Source organism: Variovorax paradoxus B4, assembly GCF_000463015.1.
Lineage (GTDB): Bacteria > Pseudomonadota > Gammaproteobacteria > Burkholderiales > Burkholderiaceae_C > Variovorax > Variovorax paradoxus_E.
The window spans coordinates 2080208-2100771 of sequence record NC_022247.1 but is presented as its reverse complement, the minus strand read 5'-3'; the positions used below and the strand labels follow the sequence as shown (position 1 = coordinate 2100771).

Annotated in this window: 21 protein-coding genes and 1 tRNA gene; 9 read left to right on the top strand and 13 right to left on the bottom strand. The window is 64.9% G+C overall.

Features of this window, described 5'->3' with window-relative positions; all coding sequences use genetic code 11:
• The first annotated feature begins 22 nt into the window (after nucleotides 1-22).
• Entirely contained in the window at nucleotides 23-679 is a 657-nt protein-coding gene (locus VAPA_RS09750) for a molecular chaperone DnaJ (RefSeq protein WP_021006593.1), read from the top strand.
• On the top strand, nucleotides 676-1845 hold the full coding sequence (locus tag VAPA_RS09745) for a site-specific integrase (RefSeq protein ID WP_021006592.1): 1170 nt from the start codon (nucleotides 676-678) through the stop codon (nucleotides 1843-1845). Before VAPA_RS09750 ends, VAPA_RS09745 begins: the two co-directional genes overlap by 4 nt.
• 98 nt (nucleotides 1846-1943) lie before the next feature.
• Here the strand turns inward: VAPA_RS09745 and VAPA_RS09740 are convergent.
• The 11 genes from VAPA_RS09740 to VAPA_RS09690 all read right to left on the bottom strand — a co-directional run bounded on the left by VAPA_RS09740 (nucleotide 1944) and on the right by VAPA_RS09690 (nucleotide 12345).
• Nucleotides 1944-2020: transfer RNA gene (locus tag VAPA_RS09740), tRNA-Pro, on the bottom strand.
• A gap of 26 nt (nucleotides 2021-2046) precedes the next feature.
• Entirely contained in the window at nucleotides 2047-2523 is a 477-nt protein-coding gene (locus tag VAPA_RS09735) for a MerR family transcriptional regulator (RefSeq protein ID WP_021006591.1), read from the bottom strand.
• Nucleotides 2524-2588: 65 nt separating this feature from the next.
• On the bottom strand, nucleotides 2589-2960 hold the full coding sequence (locus tag VAPA_RS09730; protein WP_021006590.1) for an integration host factor subunit alpha: 372 nt from the start codon (nucleotides 2958-2960) through the stop codon (nucleotides 2589-2591).
• 5 nt (nucleotides 2961-2965) lie between these two features.
• On the bottom strand, nucleotides 2966-5407 hold the full coding sequence (pheT, locus tag VAPA_RS09725; RefSeq protein WP_021006589.1) for a phenylalanine--tRNA ligase subunit beta: 2442 nt from the start codon (nucleotides 5405-5407) through the stop codon (nucleotides 2966-2968).
• 43 nt (nucleotides 5408-5450) lie between these two features.
• Nucleotides 5451-6527: a phenylalanine--tRNA ligase subunit alpha gene (gene pheS, locus VAPA_RS09720; protein WP_021006588.1), complete on the bottom strand. Its 1077-nt coding sequence runs from the start codon at nucleotides 6525-6527 to the stop codon at nucleotides 5451-5453.
• Between the two features lie 113 nt (nucleotides 6528-6640).
• Complete coding sequence (rplT, locus tag VAPA_RS09715) at nucleotides 6641-7000, bottom strand: 50S ribosomal protein L20 (protein ID WP_012747009.1); 360 nt, start codon at nucleotides 6998-7000, stop codon at nucleotides 6641-6643.
• Between the two features lie 24 nt (nucleotides 7001-7024).
• Nucleotides 7025-7228, bottom strand: coding sequence for a 50S ribosomal protein L35 (gene rpmI, locus VAPA_RS09710; RefSeq protein WP_007832497.1), 204 nt, complete (start codon nucleotides 7226-7228; stop codon nucleotides 7025-7027).
• A gap of 164 nt (nucleotides 7229-7392) precedes the next feature.
• The gene (gene infC, locus VAPA_RS09705; RefSeq protein WP_080666795.1) at nucleotides 7393-8007 is read right to left on the bottom strand and encodes a translation initiation factor IF-3; all 615 of its coding nucleotides are present in this window, start codon (nucleotides 8005-8007) and stop codon (nucleotides 7393-7395) included.
• Between the two features lie 104 nt (nucleotides 8008-8111).
• Nucleotides 8112-10019 carry a threonine--tRNA ligase gene (gene thrS / locus VAPA_RS09700; protein WP_021006586.1) on the bottom strand — a complete coding sequence of 636 codons (1908 nt, stop codon included), beginning with the start codon at nucleotides 10017-10019 and terminating at the stop codon, nucleotides 8112-8114.
• Between the two features lie 324 nt (nucleotides 10020-10343).
• Nucleotides 10344-11663, bottom strand: coding sequence for an isocitrate lyase (gene aceA, locus VAPA_RS09695; RefSeq protein WP_012747006.1), 1320 nt, complete (start codon nucleotides 11661-11663; stop codon nucleotides 10344-10346).
• 253 nt (nucleotides 11664-11916) lie between these two features.
• Complete coding sequence (locus tag VAPA_RS09690; RefSeq protein WP_021006585.1) at nucleotides 11917-12345, bottom strand: gamma-glutamylcyclotransferase family protein; 429 nt, start codon at nucleotides 12343-12345, stop codon at nucleotides 11917-11919.
• A 36-nt stretch (nucleotides 12346-12381) separates the two neighbouring features.
• Between VAPA_RS09690 and VAPA_RS09685 the strand changes: the two genes are divergently transcribed.
• On the top strand, nucleotides 12382-13305 hold the full coding sequence (locus VAPA_RS09685) for a DMT family transporter (protein ID WP_021006584.1): 924 nt from the start codon (nucleotides 12382-12384) through the stop codon (nucleotides 13303-13305).
• A gap of 154 nt (nucleotides 13306-13459) precedes the next feature.
• Nucleotides 13460-13903, top strand: a complete 444-nt coding sequence (locus tag VAPA_RS09680; RefSeq protein ID WP_012747003.1) for an SWIB/MDM2 domain-containing protein — start codon at nucleotides 13460-13462, stop codon at nucleotides 13901-13903.
• 39 nt (nucleotides 13904-13942) lie between these two features.
• On the opposite strand, the gene VAPA_RS09675 is transcribed toward VAPA_RS09680, so the two are convergent.
• The gene (locus VAPA_RS09675; protein WP_021006583.1) at nucleotides 13943-14722 is read right to left on the bottom strand and encodes an AraC family transcriptional regulator; all 780 of its coding nucleotides are present in this window, start codon (nucleotides 14720-14722) and stop codon (nucleotides 13943-13945) included.
• 103 nt (nucleotides 14723-14825) lie between these two features.
• Here VAPA_RS09675 and VAPA_RS33825 point away from each other — a divergent pair, with 103 nt between their 5' ends.
• Nucleotides 14826-15119, top strand: coding sequence for a hypothetical protein (locus VAPA_RS33825; protein WP_021006582.1), 294 nt, complete (start codon nucleotides 14826-14828; stop codon nucleotides 15117-15119).
• Here VAPA_RS33825 and VAPA_RS09665 read toward each other — a convergent pair.
• A complete protein-coding gene (locus tag VAPA_RS09665) occupies nucleotides 15085-16809 on the bottom strand; it encodes a thiamine pyrophosphate-binding protein (protein WP_021006581.1) in 1725 nt (574 codons plus the stop codon). The two genes, VAPA_RS33825 and VAPA_RS09665, sit on opposite strands and share 35 nt — an antisense overlap.
• Before the next feature lie 93 nt (nucleotides 16810-16902).
• Here VAPA_RS09665 and VAPA_RS09660 point away from each other — a divergent pair, with 93 nt between their 5' ends.
• From VAPA_RS09660 to VAPA_RS09645, 4 genes are all read left to right on the top strand, one after another.
• Entirely contained in the window at nucleotides 16903-17559 is a 657-nt protein-coding gene (locus tag VAPA_RS09660) for a TetR/AcrR family transcriptional regulator (protein WP_021006580.1), read from the top strand.
• A 156-nt stretch (nucleotides 17560-17715) separates the two neighbouring features.
• On the top strand, nucleotides 17716-18699 hold the full coding sequence (locus tag VAPA_RS09655; protein ID WP_021006579.1) for a tripartite tricarboxylate transporter substrate binding protein: 984 nt from the start codon (nucleotides 17716-17718) through the stop codon (nucleotides 18697-18699).
• A 28-nt stretch (nucleotides 18700-18727) separates the two neighbouring features.
• Complete coding sequence (locus tag VAPA_RS09650; protein ID WP_021006578.1) at nucleotides 18728-19501, top strand: ABC transporter permease; 774 nt, start codon at nucleotides 18728-18730, stop codon at nucleotides 19499-19501.
• Between the two features lie 41 nt (nucleotides 19502-19542).
• Entirely contained in the window at nucleotides 19543-20553 is a 1011-nt protein-coding gene (locus tag VAPA_RS09645; RefSeq protein WP_021006577.1) for an ABC transporter substrate-binding protein, read from the top strand.
• The last annotated feature ends 11 nt before the right edge of the window (nucleotides 20554-20564 follow it).

The window sequence follows — 20564 nt, the reverse complement described above, 5'->3', positions numbered from 1 at the left end:
CGTCGTTGAGAAGGCCCACAGTATGACCATCACCGCCTTTCCCCTCGCCTGGCCGCCCGGCTGGAAGCGCACTGCCGCCGACGAGCGCGCCTACGGACGATTCAGCACTGCAAAGCAATCCAGCGTTGGCAACTGGCGCACCACGCAGAACATCACCGTCGCTGCAGCCACGCAGCGCCTGCGCGCCGAGCTCGACCGCATGGCCGTGCGCGGCGATGACCTGGTGCTCAGTTCGAACCTGAAGCTTCGCCTGGACGGCCTGCCGCGCAGCGATCAGGCTCAGCCGGCGGACCCCGGCGCCGCGGTCTGCTGGAACGACCCATGGACCGCTGCGCCGCGCTGCATGGCCATCGACCGCTACACGAAAGTCGAGATGAACATCGCAGCGCTCGCGGCCACCATCGAGGCCATGCGCGCCATCGAACGCCACGGCGGCGCCATCGTGCTCGAGCGGGCCTTCGCCGGCTTCACCGCCTTGCCGGCGCCTATCGTTGCCGGCATGAAGCGCCACTGGCGCGAGGTGCTCGGCTTCTCCAGCAACTACCCCGTGTCGGCCGAGTTGCTGAAGGAGCGCTACCGCTCGCGCGCCAGCAGCGCGCACCCGGACAAGGGCGGCAGCACCGCCGAGATGGCAGAGCTCAACCAGGTGCGCGACGACGCGCTGAAGGAAATCTCATGAAGTGCCCCGCATGCACCAGCGGCGAGCAGCGCGTACTGTCGACGCGCACCGGCGACTCCAAGATCACCCTGCCGCGCGGCATGCGCAAGGTCGGCGCAGTCTGGTACTGGCGCGGCACGGACGGCCTCACCAAGGAGATCGAGGCCAAGCTGCGCGACGCCAAACTGTCCATGCGCGCCGGCTCGACGCCGGTGCAGGCCCGCCTCTGGTGGGAAAAGCACATCTCCCCTGCCTTGGTCGCGGCCGTGCCGGACGACGATGTCGCAGGCACCCTCGAAGAGATCATTCGGAAATACGAGGCCGACGAGTTGGCGACCATCAAGCGCGATGCCACGAAAAAGGAATACGAAGGCCGCATCCGCCGGCTTCGCGCCGTCTTCCGCACGAAGCGCTACCCGAAAAATGAGGTGCAAGCGCTGCTGTCCGGTTACCTGAGCGCGGTGATCGTCACGCAGCACCTCCACGACAACCGCGAGCGCGCCGCGTCGGCGAACAAGGACATTCAGTTGCTGTCGCGCATGTTCCGCCTCGCGCGGGTGCGGTGGGGCCTGACAACGTTCAACCCGTGTGATGGCATCGAATACCTGCCAGAGGCGCCGCGCGACCAATACGTGAGCGACGAGCGGTACGCCCAGATCTACAACGTGGCAAGCCCGGTGTTGCAGTGCATGCTGGAAATCAGCACGCAGACCGGCGCCCGGGAGGGGATGATCTTCGACATCCGGATCGGCGACTACGACGAGACGCAGATCAGCCTACGGGTGACGAAGAAGCGCAACGACAAGGGCTACATCACCAAGTCCTACAGCATGACACCGGACCTCTGGGCAGCGCTGACCCGAGCGCTCGAGCTACGGAAAAAGAACCGCGGCGGCGCGGCCAGCCTGCCCAGCGACTACCTGTTCATCACCAAGCAGGGGAATCCCTGCGGGAAAGAGGCCTTCAAAACCCTGTGGCGGGCCGTGCGCACGAAGCTGGGTCTTCAGCCCCGCGAGATCACCTTCCATGACATGCGAGCGAAGGCAGCATCGGATTCCGCTTCCGACGTCTCCGCCCAAGAGCTGTTGCACCACGAAGATGTGAAGGTCACGAAGCGTGTCTACCGTCGCAAAGTACCAACGGGAACACCCTTGCCGTCCGCAATTGGGGGGCGTGGCGGAAGCTGAAAAGGGCGGGGTTTGTCAGGGACCCCATCCATTTGTCAAAGGCAAAGAAAAACGGGTCAGAGCTTGTGGCCCTAACCCGTTGATCTATCTAGCAATTTTGGTCGGTGTGAAAGGATTCGAACCTTCGACCCCTTGCACCCCATGCAAGTGCGCTACCAGGCTGCGCCACACACCGAAGCTCTCAATTATAGCCGGCTGAAATCACCGTCCGACGGTCAGCAGCTCACGAATTTCAAAAAGCTCGCGCCGCAGGTGCAACAACTGCGACGGATCGACCGTGCGAGCCGCTGCTGGCTGCGGCTCGGGATTGTTGTGGTTGTCGTCCTGGTGCATGGCGGCATCGAACTCTTCCTGGTCGATCTCGACGGCCTCCATGCCCTCGAGCGGCACCACGCCGGCCTTGCGCCGGTCGCGTTCGCCCTGCACGAGTTCTTGCAGCTTGTTGCGCGCGCCGCTGATGGTGAAGCCCTGGTCGTAGAGCAGGTCGCGGATGCGGCGGATCATGAGCACCTCGTGGTGCTGGTAATAGCGCCGGTTGCCGCGCCGCTTCATGGGGCGCAGTTGGGTGAACTCCTGCTCCCAATAACGCAGCACGTGCGGCTTGACGCCACAGAGCTCGCCAACCTCACCAATGGTGAAGTAGCGTTTGACGGGAATGGGCGGGAGCGTTTTCTCCATTGAAATCAAGACCGTGCGCGGGAAACCTTAGAGATTACTCTACGCACGCGCAGGGCGCCAAGCACTTATTCGGCGCCCAGGCTCCACTCGACCTCGGAAGTGCCGTTCTGCTCGATGCTTCCGTGGATTTGTTCCTTGAGCTTGGCGCTCGCGTGGAAGGTGGCCACGCGGCGCTCGCCGATGGGAATGGCCTCGCCGGTGCGCGGGTTGCGGCCCGGCCGCGGTGCCTTCACGCGGATCTGGAAGTTGCCGAAGCCGGAGATCTTGACGTCGGTACCCTCGATCAGGCTGTTGGCAATGAGGTCGAAGAAAGCCTCGACCATGTCCTTGGATTCGCGCTTGTTGAGGCCGATCTGCTCGAACAGCAAATCGGCCAGATGCGCCTTGGTGAGTGCGGGCGTTTCGAGGGCTTCGAGCGTGAATTCCGCAGCGTTCATTCTCATCAACCTCTCAGGCGTGCGCCGAGCTTGGCGCTCAATTGTTCGACGATGGCGCGCACGGCCGGTTCCACCTGCTCGTCGGTGAGCGTGGCGCTGTCGTCCTGGAAGCTCAGGCGAACCGCCATGCTCTTTTCGCCTTGCGCCAGTCCGCCCGATGCCGGCACCGCACCGTCGCGCGCAGGCTGCGGACGATAGATGTCGAACAGCGTGGCGTCGCGCAGCAGCCCTTGCGCCGCTGCCGCCGATTGAATGGCCTGCATCAACGCATTGTGCGTGACGGCTTCGGCCACCACCACCGCAATATCGCGCTCCACCGCCTGGTGCCTGGGCACCGGCCGCGCCACGGGCACGGGGCGCGCGGTGACGGCATCGAGGTCGAGCTCGAACAGCACCGGCGCCAGCGCGAAGTCCCACTTCTGGCGCCAGCGCGGATGCAGTTCGCCGATGAAGCCGATGGCCTTGCCGTCGACCATCACGCGCGCCGAGCGGCCGGGGTGCAGGGCCGGATGCTCCGCCGGCTCGAAGCTCGGCACCCGCGGCGCGAGCAGCGCTTCGACGTCGCCCTTGGCATCGTAGAAATCGACGCGCTGCGCCTTGCCGTCCCAGCGCGCCTCTTCCGCATCGCCCCAGGCGAGGCCGGCCACGCGCATGGGCTGGTCGACGCCGCGCACGGTGCTGTCGGTGGTGGCCACGCTGTCGTCGCGCATGAACACACGGCCCACCTCGAACACGCGCACGCGGGGCGCCTTGCGATCGAGGTTGAACTTGAGCACCTGCAGCAGCGAGCCCAGCAAGGACGAGCGCATCACGCTCATCTGGCTGGCAATGGGGTTGAGGAGCTTCACCGGATTGGCATTGCCGGCCAGGTCTTGCTCCCAGTGCGCCTCGACGAAGCTGAAGTTGATGGTTTCCTGGTAGCCGAGGGCCGCCAGGCTGCGGCGCACCGCGAAGCGGCTGCGCTGGGCCTCGGGCCGCACGCGCGCGGTGATGGGCGCCAGCGGCGCATTGGTCGGCAGGTTGTTGAAGCCGATCAGGCGCGCGACCTCTTCGATCAGGTCTTCCTCGATCAGCAGGTCGAAGCGATGCGGCGGCGGCGTGACGGTCAACGTGCCCTCGCCTTCGCGCAACGCAAAGCCGAGGCGGCGCAGCGCGTCGGCGCATTGCGCCTGCGTGAGCGGCATGCCAATGACGCGCGCGGCACGCGCCACGCGCAGCGTGACGGGCATGGCCTCGGGCACGTTCAGGATCTTGTCGTCCATGGCGCCGGCCTGGCCGCCGCAGATCTCGATGACCAGCTGCGTGATGCGCTCGATGATTTCCACCGTGCGGCTCGGATCGACGCCGCGCTCGTAGCGATGCCCCGCATCGGTCGAGAAGTTGAAGCGGCGCGAGCGGCCCTGAACGGCTTCGGGCCACCAGAACGCGGCCTCCACGTAGATGTTGCGCGTGTCGTCGGACACCGAGGTGGCATCGCCGCCCATGATGCCCGCGAGCGATTCGACGGCCTGGTCGTCGGCAATCACGCCGACCTTGTCGTCGACGCCGATGGTGTTGCCGTTGAGCAGCTTGAGCTGCTCGCCCGCCTTGCCCCAGCGCACCGTGAGGCCGCCATGAATCTTGTCGAGGTCGAAGATGTGGCTGGGCTGGCCGTACTCGAACATGACGTAGTTCGAGATGTCGACCAGCGGCGTCACGCTGCGCTGGCCGCAGCGCGCGAGGCGATCGACCATCCAGGCCGGCGTGGCCACCTTGGTGTTCACGCCGCGCACGATGCGCCCCGAGAAGCGGCCGCAGAGTTCGGGCGCTTCCACCTTCACCGGCAACACGTCGGCAAACGATGCCGCCACCGGCGCGATGGCGGGCGTCCTGAGCGGCGCACCGGTCAGTGCCGCGAGCTCGCGCGCAACGCCATAGACGCTCAGGCCATGCGCGAGGTTGGGCGTGAGCTTGAGCGTGAGCAGCGCGTCGTCGAGCTTGAGCACGTCGCGCACGTCGGCGCCAATGGGTGCGTCGGCATCGAGTTCGAGCAGGCCGCCGTGGTCTTCGCTGAGCTTCAGTTCGCGGGCCGAGCACAGCATGCCCTGGCTTTCCACGCCGCGCAGCTTGCCGAGCTTGATGAGAAAGGGCTTGCCGTCTTCACCGGGCGGCAGTTCGGCGCCGACCAGCGCGCAGGGCACCTTGATGCCGACGCGCGCATTGGGTGCGCCGCACACGATGTTGAGCAAGGCGCCCTGCCCGGCGTCGACCTGGCACACGCGCAGGCGATCGGCGTTGGGGTGCTGCACGGCTTCCTTGATCTCGCCGACCACGATGCGGGTAAAGGGCGGCGCCACGGGGCGGCGCTCTTCGACCTCGAAGCCGCCCATGGTGAGCGTTTCGGCCAGTTCGGCGCTGCCGAAGGGCGGATTGCAGAACTCGCGCAGCCAGGATTCCGGGAATTGCATCTCTTCGATCTCGTATTCGGTATTTATTTCTGTGGACGGGTGCTTACTGGAACTGCGAGAGAAAGCGCAAGTCGCCGTCGAAGAACAGCCGCAGGTCGTTCACGCCATAGCGCAGCATGGTGAGCCGGTCGGGGCCCATGCCAAAGGCAAAGCCGATGTAGCGCTCGGGGTCGAGCCCCATGTTGCGCACCACGTTCGGATGCACCTGGCCGGAGCCCGACACCTCGAGCCAGCGGCCGGCCAGCGGGCCGCTCGCAAACTGGATGTCGATCTCGGCGCTGGGCTCGGTGAACGGGAAGAAGCTCGGGCGGAAGCGCAGCACGAGGTCGTCGCGCTCGAAGAAGGTGCGGCAGAAGTCGGTGAACACGACCTTCAGGTCCTTGAAACTCACGTTCTCGCCGAGCCACAGGCCTTCGCACTGGTGGAACATGGGCGAGTGCGTGGCGTCGCTGTCGACACGGTAGGTGCGGCCGGGCGCAATCACGCGGATCTCGGGCGCCTTCACGGTGCCGGTGGTGTCGGCCGCGGCCGCCGCGAATTCGGCGGCGTACTTCTTGATGTGCTGATGCGCATAGCGCACCTGCATCGGGCTGGTGTGCGGACGCAGGTTGTAGGGAATGCCGTCGTCGCCATTCAGGTCGACGTAGAAGGTGTCCTGCATCGAACGCGCCGGATGGTTCGGCGGGTTGTTGAGCGAGGTGAAGCTGTGCCAGTCGCTCTCGATCTCGGGGCCGTCGGCCACGTCGAAGCCCATGCTCGAGAAGATCTCCTCGATGCGCTCCAGGGTGCGGCTCACGGGGTGCAGGCCTCCCGGAATGCGGCGGCGGCCGGGCAGGCTCACGTCGAGCGCCTCGGCACGCAGCTGCAGCGAAAGCTCTTCGTCGGCCAGCTGCTGGCGCCGCTCGGTCAGCGAGGACTCGATGGCCTGCTTGGCCACGTTGATGGCGGCGCCGCGCGACTTCTTCTCGTCGACGCTGAGCGCGGCCATGCCCTTCATCAGCTCGGTGATGCGGCCCGACTTGCCGAGGAACTGCGCCTTGGCGTTTTCGAGCTCGGCGGGCGTTTTCGCTTCGGCGAAGGCAGCGCGTGCGGTGTCGACAAGGGAGTCCAACTCGTTCATAGCAACAAAAAATAGGCGGGGAAATAAAAAAAGAGCTGGAGCCTTTTCAAGCGCCAGCCCTTGTGTCGTGGGCGCAGGAAGCCGCCCGAAGGCAGCACCCCTGCTGTGCAGAATCAAGCAGCCAGCTTGGCCTTGACCTGCTCCACGATGCCGGCAAAAGCGGCCTTGTCGTGCACTGCGATGTCCGCAAGCATCTTGCGGTCGATCTCGATTCCGGCCTTGCGGATGCCGTTGGCGAACTGGCTGTAGGTCAGGCCCAGTTCACGCGAGGCGGCGTTGATACGCGCGATCCACAGTTGACGGAACACGCGCTTCTTGGTGCGGCGGTCACGGTAGGCGTATTGCCCAGCCTTCATCACCGCCTGTTTGGCGATGCGGAAGACATTGCCGCGGCGACCGCGGAAACCCTTGGCGAGTGCGAGAACTTTCTTGTGGCGGGCGCGAGCCGTTACACCACGTTTGACGCGAGGCATGTGTGTACTCCTTGTTCGTCTGAGTTAAATGCCACGGCCGGGCAGCATGGCGGCGACAGAAACCATGTTGGTCTCATGCACTGCGACTGCACCACGCAGGTGACGCTTGTTCTTGGTGGTCTTCTTCGTCAAGATGTGACGCTTGAAGGCTTGACCGCGCTTGACGGTGCCACCGGGACGAACGCGGAAACGTTTTTTCGCGCTGCTCTTGGTCTTCATTTTGGGCATGTGAATGCTCCTTTAGTTTGTGCTCGTGAGGCGCCGCGGATACTCCACGGACTTGTTGGCCCCGAGACACTTCTTTATTCCGCCCCTGCCTGCCCTTCTTGCGAAGCGCCGGCAACGGCGAAACTCTTTAAAACCCTGCTCTCTCTGTCGCCCAGCCAGCCTTTTCAGGCCGCCGCGGGCGCCGGCGTTTCCGACGAAGCGGGCTTGGCGGTACCGCCACCCGGCTTCTTGCGGCCCGGCGCGATCATCATGATCATTTGCCGGCCTTCGAGCTTGGGGAACTGCTCCACGACGATCAGGTCGCCCAACTCATCGCGAATTCGCTGCAGCAACGCCAGACCGAGTTCCTGGTGCGTGATCTCGCGGCCGCGGAAGCGCAGCGTGATCTTGCATTTGTCGCCCTCTTCAAGAAAGCGCCGGATATTGCGCATCTTGATGTTGTAGTCGCCATCGTCGGTACCGGGGCGGAACTTGATTTCCTTGACCTCGATGACCTTCTGCTTCGACTTCGCCTCGGCCGCCTTCTTCTGCTCGTGGTACTTGAACTTGCCGTACTCGATCAGACGGCAGACGGGCGGATTGGCCGCGGCAACGACCTCTACCAGATCCACGTCAGCCTCACCGGCAAGGCGCAAGGCCTCGGAGAGACTCATAACACCCAATGGCTCGTTTTCCGGGCCTACAAGGCGGACTTCCGGGGCCATGATTTCCCGGTTCAGGCGGTGTTGGCGTTCCTCGCGGTGGCGGCGGTCGCGAAATGCAGTAGCGATGGTCAGAATCCTTCAAAAATTGCTACAAAATCTGTAGCGAACGCCGGGCAGCCCTCGCGGACAAGCGGCATGATTTGGTCGAGAAACACAGATGAGGGTGCTTCCGGGACAAATCAACGCTTGTCAGCAACATCCTGGACGAGCCGTTGCACGAACGATTCGAGGGACATTGCACCGAGGTCTTGATTGCCCCGGGCGCGCACTGCGACGGCACCAGCTTCCTTCTCTTTGTCGCCCACGACAAGGATGTAGGGAAGCTTTTGCAACGAATGCTTGCGTATTTTATACGTAATCTTCTCGTTGTGCAGATCGAGCTGAACCCTAAGCCCTTGATTCTGCAGCGTTTTCGCCACTGAAGCGGCGTAGTCGGCCTGCCCTTCGCTGATATTGAGCACCGCCACCTGCACCGGAGCGAGCCATGCGGGCAGCGCGCCGGCGTGGTGTTCGATCAGCATGCCGATGAAACGCTCGAGGCTGCCGACGATGGCACGGTGCAGCATCACGGGGTGCGCGCGGCCGCTCGTTTCCGTGACGTACTCGCCGCCCAGGCGCTCGGCCGTGTTGAAGTCCACCTGCATCGTGCCGCACTGCCACTGGCGTCCCAGCGCGTCCTTCAGCGTGTATTCGATCTTGGGGCCGTAGAAGGCGCCGTCGCCGGGCGAGATGATGAAGTCGACGCCCGAACGGCGCAGCGCTTCCATCACCGCATGCTCGGCCTTGTCCCAGAGCTCGTCGGAGCCCACGCGGTTGTCGGGGCGCGTGGCCACCTTGTAGAGGATGTCCGTGAAGCCGAAGTCGGCATAGACCTTCTGCAGCTGCGCCGTGTAGGCCACGCATTCTTCGAGGATCTGGTCTTCCGTGCAGAAGATGTGGCCGTCGTCCTGCGTGAAGCCGCGCACGCGCATGATGCCGTGCAGCGCGCCGCTGGGTTCGTTGCGGTGGCACTGGCCGAACTCGCCGTAGCGCAGCGGCAGGTCGCGGTAGCTGCGCAGGTCGCTCTTGAAGATGAGCACATGGCCCGGGCAGTTCATCGGCTTGAGCGCGTACTCGCGCTTTTCCGACTCCGTCGTGAACATGTTGTCGCGGTAGTTCTGCCAGTGGCCCGTTTTCTCCCACAGGCTCTTGTCGAGGATCTGCGGGCCCTTCACTTCCCAGTAGCCCGTGTCGCGGTAGATGCCGCGCATGTACTGCTCGACCGCCTGCCACAGGGCCCAGCCCTTGGGGTGCCAGAACACCACGCCCGGGGCCACTTCGTCGATGTGGAACAGGTCGAGCTCCTTGCCGAGCTTGCGGTGGTCGCGCTTCTCGGCTTCCTCGATGCGCTGGATGTACTGGTCGAGCTGCTTCTTGTCGGCCCAGGCCGTGCCGTAGATGCGCTGCAGCTGCTCGTTCTTGGCGTCGCCGCGCCAGTAGGCACCGGCGAGCTTCGTGAGCTTGAAGACCTTCAGGAAGCGCGTGTTCGGCACGTGCGGGCCGCGGCACATGTCGACGTATTCCTGGTGGTAGTACAGGCCCATGGCCTGCTCGTCGGGCATGTCCTCGACCAGGCGCAGCTTGTAGTCTTCGCCGCGCGACTTGAAGACCTCGATGACTTCGGCGCGCGGCGTCATCTTCTTGACCACGTCGTAGTCCTGCGCAATGAGCTCGCGCATGCGCGCCTCGATGGCGGCCATGTCCTCGGGCGTGAAGGGGCGCTCGTAGGAGATGTCGTAGTAGAAGCCCTCCTCGATCACGGGCCCGATGACCATTTGGGCCGTCGGATAGAGCTGCTTCACGGCGTGGCCGACCAGGTGGGCCGTCGAGTGGCGAATGATCTCCAGGCCCTCGTCGTCCCTGGGCGTGATGATCTGGAGCCTGGCGTCGTGGTCGATGACATCGCTGGCATCGACGAGCTTGCCGTCGATCTTGCCGGCCACCGTCATCTTGGCGAGCCCGGGTCCGATGGACTGGGCAACTTCGGCCACCGAAACCGGGCCGGGGAACTCGCGGCGCGAGTTGTCGGGAAGCGTGATCTGGATCATGAAAAACCTCGGGCGAAAAAACAAAAAGCGCGGTGACTGGCCGCGCTTTGCTTGGTTTGGGAGCTGGAAGAAACCAGCGAGCGCGGGCTACCGGCCCTTTCCTTCGGAGACGAAGAAAAAGCCGCTGAATCCTTGCGGAGTAGTTCGCGGTGTCATAACCAAGGTGCCTTTCTCGCTCTTGTTGGGTGCAGAGGCCGCAATTCTATCCTCTGCCCGCCGGGCCTATCGACGCGAGGTCTTGGCGGTTGCCAGGCAAAAAAAAGGCCGGCGCTCGGCCGGGCTCGAAGGTGACAGCGAATCGTCTGTACTGGCGAATTCAGCGGATCAGTGGAACTGTTCTTCTTCGGTCGAGCCGGTCAGCGCCGTGACGCTGGACTTGCCACCCTGGATGACCGTGGTCACTTCGTCGAAGTAGCCGGTGCCCACTTCCTGCTGGTGCGACACGAAGGTGTAACCGCGATCGCGCGCTGCGAACTCGGGCTCCTGCACCTTCTCGACGTAGGCCGACATGCCGCGCTGGACGTAGTCCTGCGCCAGGTCGAACATGTTGAACCACATCGAGTGGATGCCGGCCAGCGTGATGAACTGGTACTTGTAGCCCATGGCACCGAGTTCCTTCTGGAACTTGGCGATGGTCGCGTCATCGAGGTTCTTCTTCCAGTTGAAGGACGGCGAGCAGTTGTAGGCCAGCATCTTGCCGGGGTGCACCTTGTGCACCGCGTCGGCAAACCGCTTGGCGAACTCGAGGTCGGGCGTGCCGGTTTCGCACCACACCAGGTCGGCGTAGTGGGCGTAGGCAATGGCGCGGCTGATGGCCTGGTCGATGCCCTTCTTGGTCTTGTAGAAGCCTTCGGCGGTGCGTTCACCGGTGAGGAAAGGCTTGTCGTTCTCGTCGTAGTCGCTGGTGATGAGGTCGGCGGCTTCGGCGTCGGTGCGGGCAATCACGAGCGTCGGCGTGCCGCAGACGTCGGCAGCCATGCGCGCGGCGATGAGCTTCTGCACGGCCTCGGTGGTGGGCACGAGCACCTTGCCGCCCATGTGGCCGCACTTCTTGACCGAGGCGAGCTGGTCTTCGAAGTGCACGCCGCCGGCGCCGGCCTTGATCATGGCCTTCATCAGTTCGAAGCCGTTCAGCACGCCGCCGAAGCCGGCTTCGGCATCAGCGACGATGGGCGCGAAGTAGTCGACATAGCCCTTGTCGCCGGGGTTCACGTTCTTCGACCACTGGATCTCGTCCGCGCGGCGGAAGGTGTTGTTGATGCGCTCGACCACGGTCGGCACCGAGTCCACCGGGTACAGCGACTGGTCGGGATACATCGACGAGTAGGTGTTGGCGTCCGCGGCAACCTGCCAGCCCGACAGGTAGATGGCCTTCACGCCGGCCTTCACCTGCTGCATGGCCTGGCCGCCCGTGAGCGCACCGAGGCAATTGACGTAGGGCTCGTTGTTCACCAGCTCCCAGAGCTTCTCGGCGCCGCGGCGCGCGAGCGTGTGCTCGATGGGGAAGGAGCCGCGAAGGCGCACGACGTCGGCGGCGCTGTAGCCGCGCTTGATGCCCTTCCAGCGGGGATTGGTGGCCCATTCTTTCTCGAGGGCTGCAATTTGCTGTTCGCGGCTCAATTGTTCGGTGAGGGTCTGGGGCATGGTCACTCCGTGAGGTTGATTGAAAAGGATAGGCGCTGCGGCCGTGGAGTTACTCTAAACCGAAGCCAGACTCTTATGTCTTATAGAAGACATATTTTTAAGCCATAAAAATCAACAACTTACAGAGACATTTCTCAATACAAAATTATTTTTCTCATATTGAGAAAAAATATTGCGCCGCAGCAGCCGCACTTTTCGCAATGTGCAATCGATCTTTCAGGTGTGAAAACGAAGCGCCGAAAAGAACGGCGGCTCACCTGGCGGCGGCGTGCGCCATCCAGTCGCCGCCATCGATCACCGCGCGCCCTTCGATGCGCGCGGGGTGGATCTCGTAGACCAGGCACTCGAACCGCTGCGCGCCCGCTTCCACGGTCACGCGGCGGCGGATGTATTCCCCGGAATCGTCGTCGGCAACTTCCTCGAGCCGATCGAGCGCGGCCTCCACCTGGGGCGCGATGCGGTAGATCTCGCCGACGATGCGCCCCTGCCCGCCCAGCACTGCGCCGGGATAGGCGCCCAGGTCGTACAGCGTGGCAGCAATGGTCGCGTCGGCCACGTGGACCGGCGCAGGCCTGTAGCGTGCGATGTCGTTGCGCCCGCCGCGGCGCAGGGTGCCGTAGACAAAGACGTGGCGCCGCGCGTGCGTGTCCGGCACGCCATCGGACTCGGGGGATTGGGGCATCATCGAATCCATCGTTCCAACAAGCCGTCCAGTCTATTGAACACCGCTGCTCCCGCCAGTCGCCTGCTGGCCTATGGTTGCCTGGCCCTGAGCATGTCGCTCGTCGGCGGCTACGTCGCCCTTTCCAAGCCGCTGGTGGCGGCCTTTCCGGTGCTGCTGCTCGCCTGGCTGCGCTTCGGCATCGCCGCGCTCGCCATGCCGCACTGGCTGCGGCGCGCACCGGGCGAACCGCCCATGAGCGGGCGCACGCGCGGGCTGGTCTTTCTCGAATCGTTCCTCGGCAACTTCCTGTTCTCGATCTGCATGCTGTTCGGCGTGAGCCTGACGAGCGCGGTGTCCGCCGGGGTGATCATGGCTTCCATCCCGGCGGCCGTGGCGGTCGCGAGCTGGCTCTTCCTGCGCGAGCGCATCACGGTGCGCATCGGCCTTGCCATCGGCTGCGCTGCGCTCGGCATCGGGCTGCTGGCCCTCGCGCCGGCGCACGCCCCGGCCACAGGCAACGGTACTGCGCCGCCTTCGATGCCCTGGCTCGGCAACCTGCTCGTCTTCTGCGCGGTGCTTTGCGAAACCGCCTACGCGGTGATCGGCAAGTCGCTCACCGGCCATCTCGGCCCCAAGCGGATTTCCTCGCTCATCAATCTCTGGGGCTTCGTGCTGTCGATGCCCTTCGGCATCTGGTTCGCACTGCAGTTCGACTTCTCGGCGGTGCGCCTGGGCACCTGGGCGCTGCTCGTGGCCTATGCGCTTGCCGCGAGCATCTGGACCGTGTGGCTCTGGATGACCGGACTGCGCCACGTGCCTGCTGCGCAGGCCGGTGTTTTTGCCGTGATGCTGCCCGTGAGCGCGGCCCTCGTGGGCGTGCTGGTGCTCGGTGAAAGCCTCTCTGCGGCGCAGCTGCTTGCGTTCGCTCTTGCGCTCGTTGGCGTGGTGCTGGCGACCTGGCCCGCACGCCGAAGCTGAAAACCGGGGGTTCTCCCCTCTGAAAAAACAACAACTCCCAATGAAAAAAGCTCTTTTTCCCTTGGAAACGCGTTTTTTCTCCTTTAGCATCCGCAATGCCACTGGAGACGCAAGTTTTTCATTGGTGACTGTTTAACCAAAAAGGAAATCAACCATGGCAACTGCAAAGAAGGCTCCGGCCAAGAAAGCTCCGGCAAAGAAGGCCGCTCCCGCGAAGAAGGCTGCGGCTCCTGCGAAGAAGGCCGCACCGGCCAAGAAGGCTGCGCCCGCAAAGAAGGCTGCGGCTCCTGCGAAGAAGGCTGCACCGGCGAAGAAGGCTCCTGCAAAGAAGGCCGCTCCCGCCAAGAAGCGCACGCCCAACGCCGCGTTCATGAAGGCCCTGACCCCCAGCCCGGCACTCGCCGCCGTTGTGGGCTCGACGCCTCTGCCGCGCACCGCAGTCGTGAGCAAGCTGTGGGACTACATCAAGAAGAACAACCTTCAGGACAAGGCCAACAAGCGCAACATCAACGCCGACGCCAAGCTGAAGGAAATCTTCGGCAAGCCGCAAGTGTCGATGTTCGAACTGGCCGCGCTGATCGGCAAGCACGTCAAGTAAGCGCTCGGGGGCCTCGCGCTCCTGAATCAAAAAGCCGGCTCATGCCGGCTTTTTTTTCGTCTGCGGCAAGGCCATTCCCTCCTCGAAGAAACGCGCTGGCGTGCAGCCGAAGTTCTTGCGAAACGTCTCGATGAACGCGCTCACCGAGCTGTAGCCGACCGTCAACGCCACGGTCGTCACCGCCTCGCCAAGGCTCAGAAGCTCGATGGCTTTCAGCAGGCGAGACTGCTGTCGCCATTGCGCGAAGCTCAATCCGGTCTCGACAGCAAAGCGCCGCGTGAGCGTCCTGCGCGCCATGCCGATGCGATCGGCCCACCGGTCGATGGTGTCGGGCAGCGCGGGGTCGTTCGCCAGCGCCGCGGCCATCGCCCCCAGGCGCCTGTCCTGCGGCATCGGCAAATGAAGTGACGGCCTGGCGCTCGCGGCGAGTTCGTCCAGCAACACACCGACCAGCCGCGCGCGACGCTCCTCGAAGGCCGCCGCCGACGCATCGAGCGATGTCAGCCGGTCGACCAGCGCCTGCGTCAGCGGCGTCGTGCCAAACACATGCGGCTCGCCCGGCAAGCCGGCCACCATCGCCGCGTCGATATGCAGGCTCCAGCCCGCGGTGGCGCCGAAGCTCTGCGCCGCGTGCGCGCAGCGCGGCGCGATCCAGCCGATCCAGCCAGGCGGCTGCACCCAGCGCCCCGAGGGCGTCTCGATGACTTGCAAGCCCTCGCGCAGGGCGAACAGCTGGCCGTCCTCATGGGCGTGATAGCCCGTGACGCGCGGCGCCTCGGAGGCATTGATCCAGAGCTTGACCGGCGTCTCAGCCGTCATGCCTGGCCCGCCGGAGGTATCGATTGGCCCCCTGCCGCAAGTCGCAAAACGCACCGTTGCCTAGCATCGAGTCCATCTTCTCAACGCCTTCAAAGGAACGCTCATGCAAGCTCAGGATGTATTGCCCGACGGACAGGATTTCGTCACCCGGAACGGACTGCGGTTGCGCAAGGGCTCGGTCGGCGCCTTCCTCGTCAACGCGCAACTGCTGCAGGACCCGAGCGCATCCGCCGATGCGAAGCAGGCTGCTGAGCGCGACCTGATCGCCCTGCTGCCCGTCCTTGAGGCACTGGGCCTCTTCGAGGTGTTCGAACTGCGCTCGCCCACCCTGCGCGACGAGGTGGCCCGTCATCGCGCGGCGCTCAGCCCTGCGCCTGCCGCTGCGCGGCACGCGTGATCGACGCGAGCGTGCCGCGCGTGGTGATCACCTCAGGATCGAGCGGAATCTCGATCAGCGTGCCCGTATCGGCCGCCAGCGCGCGCAGCAGCGCGGCTTCGAACTGCGCGGTTTCCGTCACGCGCTCGGCCGCGTAGCCGTAGGCCCGCGCGAGGCCGCAGAAGTCGGGGTTGCGCAGCGCGGTGCCGCTGGCGCGCTCTGGATACTCCCGCTCCTGGTGCATGCGGATGGTGCCGAACATGCCGTTGTTCAGCAGCACGATGATGCTTTTGCCTCCGTGCTGCGAAGCGGTCGCGAGCTCTTGCCCGGTCATCAGGAAATCGCCGTCGCCCGCGATGGTGAAGGCCACCCGGCCCGTGGCCAGGTTGGCCGCGATGCCCGCCGGCACGCCATAGCCCATGGCGCCGCTGGTGGGCGCCAGCTGCGTCTTGTGGCCCTTTGCAAGCCCGTGGTAGCGGAAGTAGCGGTGCACCCAGCTCGCGAAGTTGCCGGCGCCGTTGGTGATGGCCGCATCCGGCGGCAGGTGCTTCTGCAGCAGTGCGACGACCTCCGCCATGTCGACCGGGCCGCGCGGCGTTTCGGCCGGCATGCCGGCGAGCGCCTGCGGCTCGAGGTTCGCCTCGTAGTCCGCATGGGCCTGAACCGCCCACTCTTCCCACGGCAGGGTGTTGGGCGCGCTCAGCACCTCCAGGCTGCGCGCAGCGGCGCTCATGCCGGCGTTGATGGCCAGGTCGGCCTGGTAGACGCGGTTGAGCTCCTCGGCGCTTGCATGGATATGCACCAGCGTCTGCCTGGCCTTGGGCGCTTCGAGCAGCGTGTAGCCGCCGGTGGTCATCTCGCCCAGCCGCGGGCCGATGGCGATGATCAGGTCGCTGTCTTTCACGCGCTGCGCGAGCTTCGGATTGATCGCGATGCCGACGTCGCCCGCGTACAGCGGATGGCCGTTGTCGAAGGTATCCTGGAAGCGAAAGGCATTGGCCACCGGCAGCCGCCAGTTTTCGGCAAAGCGCTGCAGTGCTTGCGCGGCCTGCGCCGTCCAGCCACCGCCGCCCGCGATCACCAGCGGCCGCTGCGACTTCAGCAGCAGCTCGCGCAGCGTGCGCAATGCGCCCGGGTCGCTCCACGGCTGGACCGCCTCCACGCGCTTGAGCGGCCGCGCCGCGGTCTGGCTGCGCAGCATGTCTTCCGGCAGCACCAGCACCACCGGCCCCGGCCGGCCGTTCATCGCCGTGGCAAAGGCGCGCGCCACGTATTCGGGAATGCGGTTCGCGTCATCGATGCGCTCCACGCGCTTGGCAAAGCCCTTGGTGCCCGGCCCGAAGAAGCTGCCGTAGTCCACCTCCTGGAACGCTTCGCGGTCGCGGAAGTCGCTGCCGACGTCGCCGACGAACAGCACCATCGGCGTCGAATCCTGGAACGCGGTGTGCACGCCGATCGACGCGTTGGTGGCTCCCGGCCCGCGCGTCACGAAGCACACGCCCGGGCGCCCCGTGAGCTTGCCGTGCGCCTCCGCCATGAAGGCTGCGCCGCCCTCCTGCCGGTTGACAATGAAGCGGGCCCGCTCGCGATACGCATGAAAGCCGTCGAGCACCGCCAGAAAGCTCTCGCCGGGCACGCCGAACGCGATCTCCATGCCCTGCTCGACCAGGCATTCGACGATCAGGTGGCCGGCGGGTTGTGATGTACTCATGGGAAGTCGAACCTCAGCTGCAATGTCTCCGGCAATTATGTGCGCCCGCTCCCAACGTCTTGCGTTAATTCACCAAATGGTTAAATTCGCGCCATGAAGGCCACCAAGGATTCCTTGCCCGAAACGATCGAGCCGCGTTCGCGCGACGCCGACCGCTCGCAACTGGCCATCCTTGCGTCGGCACGCGACGAGTTTGCCCAGCGCGGCCTGGCCGGCGCGCGCATGGACAGCATCGCCGAGCGCGCGGGCCTGAACAAGCGCCTGATCTACTACTACTTCGGCAGCAAGGACGACCTGTTCCTGGCAGTGCTCGAACGCACCTACGCCGACATCCGCGAGGCGGAGCAGCGGCTGCACCTGGACGAGATCGATCCGGTCGAGGCCATTCGCCAGCTGGTCTCGTTCACCTGGCACTACTACCTCGAGCACCCCGAGTTCATCACGCTGCTGAACAGCGAGAACCTGCACTGCGCCGCGCACCTGAAGCGTTCCGAACGGATCCAGGAAATGAACTCGCCGCTGGTGCAGATGCTGGACACCGTGCTCGAGCGGGGCCGGCGCGACAAGCTGTTCCGTGCCGGGGTGGACCCGGTGCAGCTCTACATCTCGATCGCGTCGCTGTGCTACTTCTATCTCTCGAACAACCACACGCTCTCGGCCATCTTCGGGCGTGACCTGCGCGCACCCAAGGCGATGGCGCAACGCCTCTCGCACATGACCGACCTGGTCCTGGGCTACGTCCTTCACTGAGCCTGCAGGCCCCTGCAGCCTTTCCAGACCTTCTCCGGGTATTCACTAGGCAGCGGCGATTGACGCTGCGGCGCAGCCGTTCCTAGAATCGCTAATTCACTTATTGGTGAATTGATCGATCGAGACAGCGGCCCGACCGCGCGGAGACAACCGACCATGAAGCAACTCGCACGCACCACCGCCCTCACGGCGCTCACCTGCCTGGCCGCCTTGCTGCCGGGCCTCGCATCCGCGCAGAACGGCTACCCCACCAAGCCGATCCGCGTGATCGTTCCGTTCGCGGCCGGCAGCACCACCGACATCATTGCCCGCGCCATCGCCGACAAGATGGGCGCGAGCATGGGCCAGGCGCTGATCATCGACAACCGCGCAGGCGCCAGCGGCACCATCGGCCAGCAGGCCGTGGCCACGGCCGCGCCGGACGGCTACACGGTCATGATCCACTCGTCGTCGCACACGGTGAGCCCGTCGACCTTCGCCAAGCTGCCGTTCGACACGGTGGGCGACTTCGCGGGCGTGACGCCGATCTCGTCGCTGCCCAACGCGCTCGTCATTTCGCCGTCGAAGAACATCAGGACGCTGCCGCAGCTGCTGGCCGCAGCACGCGCCAAGCCCGGCAGCATGAACTTCGCGTCGGCCGGCCAGGGCAGCGCCACGCACCTGAACGCCGAGAAGTTCAAGATGGCCGCGAAGATAGACGCCACCAACATCCCCTTCAAGGGATCGGGCGAGGCCGTCACCGAGGTGCTCTCGGGCCGTGTCGACTACTACTTCTCGCCCATTGCCCCGGTGATCGGCCAGATCAAGGAGGGCCAGCTGCTCGCGCTCGCCGTCGGCTCGCCCAGGCGCGCCGCCGCCCTGCCCGACGTGCCCACCACCACCGAAGCCGGCGTGCCCGGCTCCGAGTTCAACTTCTGGATCGGGATGATGGCGCCCGCCAAGACGCCGCGCGACATCGTCAACCGCCTGCACGACGAAGTGGCGAAGGCGCTGGCCACGCCCGAGGTGAAGGAGCGCTTCGCAAAGCTCGGCGCCGATGCCTGGACGCTCAAGCCCGAGCAGTTCGACGCCCACATCAAGGAAGAGATCGCGAGCAATGCCCAGCTCGTGAAGGCCGCGGGCCTCTCGGTCCAACAGTAAGCCTTCCGAAAAGTCCCGAGTCGTCTTCATGCTCCGCAAGCTCCTGCTCTCTCCGGCCCTGCGCCCGTTCCTGCTGATCCTGTTGCTGCTGGTGCTGTGGGACCTGACGATCCGGCTCTTCAGGATTCCGGCCTACCTGATTCCACCGCCGTGGGAGGTGGTGAAGCAGCTCGTTGCCGAATGGCCGCACCTGCTCGCCGAAAGCTGGAAGACCACGCTCGCCACGCTCGGCGGCTTCGGCCTGACGATCCTCATCGGCATTCCGATCGCGATGGTCATCGCCTACTCGCGTCTGGTCGAGTCGTACGTGTACCCGCTGCTGGTGTTCTCGCAGAGCATCCCCAAGGTGGCGATAGCGCCGCTGTTCGTGGTGTGGTTCGGCTTCGGCATCCTGCCCAAGGTGATCAGCGCCTTCCTGCTGGGCTTCTTTCCGGTGGTGGTGTCGACGGTGATGGGCTTCAAGTCGGTCGAGCCCGACATGCTCGACCTGGCCCGTTCGATGGGCGCGAGCCGCCTGCAGACCTTCTTCAAGATCAGCCTGCCGCAAGCCATGCCCGCAATCTTCAGCGGCTTGAAGGTGTCGGTGACGCTGGCGGTCGTGGGTGCGGTGGTCGGCGAGTTCGTCGGCTCCAACTCGGGCATCGGCTACGTGCTGCAGGTCGCCAACGGCAACTTCGACCTGCCGCTCATGTTCGCCGCGCTCGTGGTGCTGTCGAGCATCGGCGTGATCCTTTTCGTCGCGGTCGACCTGGTCGAGCGCGTGATGATTCCGTGGCACGCCTCGCAGCGCCACGTGCAATGAGTTCCCTCGCCATAGCTACAAAACCCCCGGAGACAACCGCCATGAAGAAACTGCTTCCCTCGATGCTCGCGCTCGCCGTCACGGCGCTGGCCACGTTCGCGATTGCGCCCGCCCATGCCCAGGCCGACAAGCCCAGGGACAAGGTCACGCTGATGCTCAACTGGTACCTCTACAGCGAGCACGCGCCCTTCTTCCTCGGCAGGGAGAAGGGCTTCTATGCCGACGAAGGCATCGACCTCGAGATCCAGGAAGGCCGCGGCTCCGCCGTCACCGCGCAGGCGGTGGCCGCCAAGTCGGCCACCTTCGGCTACATCGACGTCACGACCATGATCAAGGCCGCCGCCAAGGGCGCGCCGCTCAAGTCGACCGGCGTGCTGTTCCAGGTGAGCCCGATGTCGGTCATGGGCTTCACCGAGAAGAACATCAAGACGCCGAAGGACATCGTCGGCAAGACCGTGGCCGTCACGCCCGGCGACTCGATGTCGCAGATGTGGCCGTTGTTCCTGAAGGCCAACAACATCACGGCCGACCAGGTGAAGATTGTCTCGGGCGACGCCCAGACCAAGCTCAATGCGGTGACCAATGGCCAGGCCGACCTGCTGCTGGGCTACGTGATGGACCAGGCCATCAAGCTGCAGGACGCCACCGGCAAGCCCGTGACGCCGATCCGCTTTGCCGACTCGGGCGTGAACCAGATCAGCTCCGGAATCATCGCCAACAAGAACCTGCTGACCGAGAACCCCGACCTGGTGAAGCGCTTCATGCGCGCCTCCACCAAGGCCGCCGAAGCCGCCGAGAAGAGCCCCGAGGCCGCGGTCGACGCGATGCTCAAGGCGAACCCCAAGGCTGGCGTGCGCGACACGCTGATCGTCGGCATGAAGCAGAGCACGGCGCTCTATCACACGAAGGAGACGGCGAACCAGCGGCCGTTCCGCGTGGCGATGAAGAACGTGAACGACTCGCTCGACCTGCTGGTGCAGTACGGCGGCATGGATGCCTCGACGCGCGGCAAGCCCGAGGACTATGTGACCCTGGACTTCCTTCCGAACTGATTCCCGGTCCT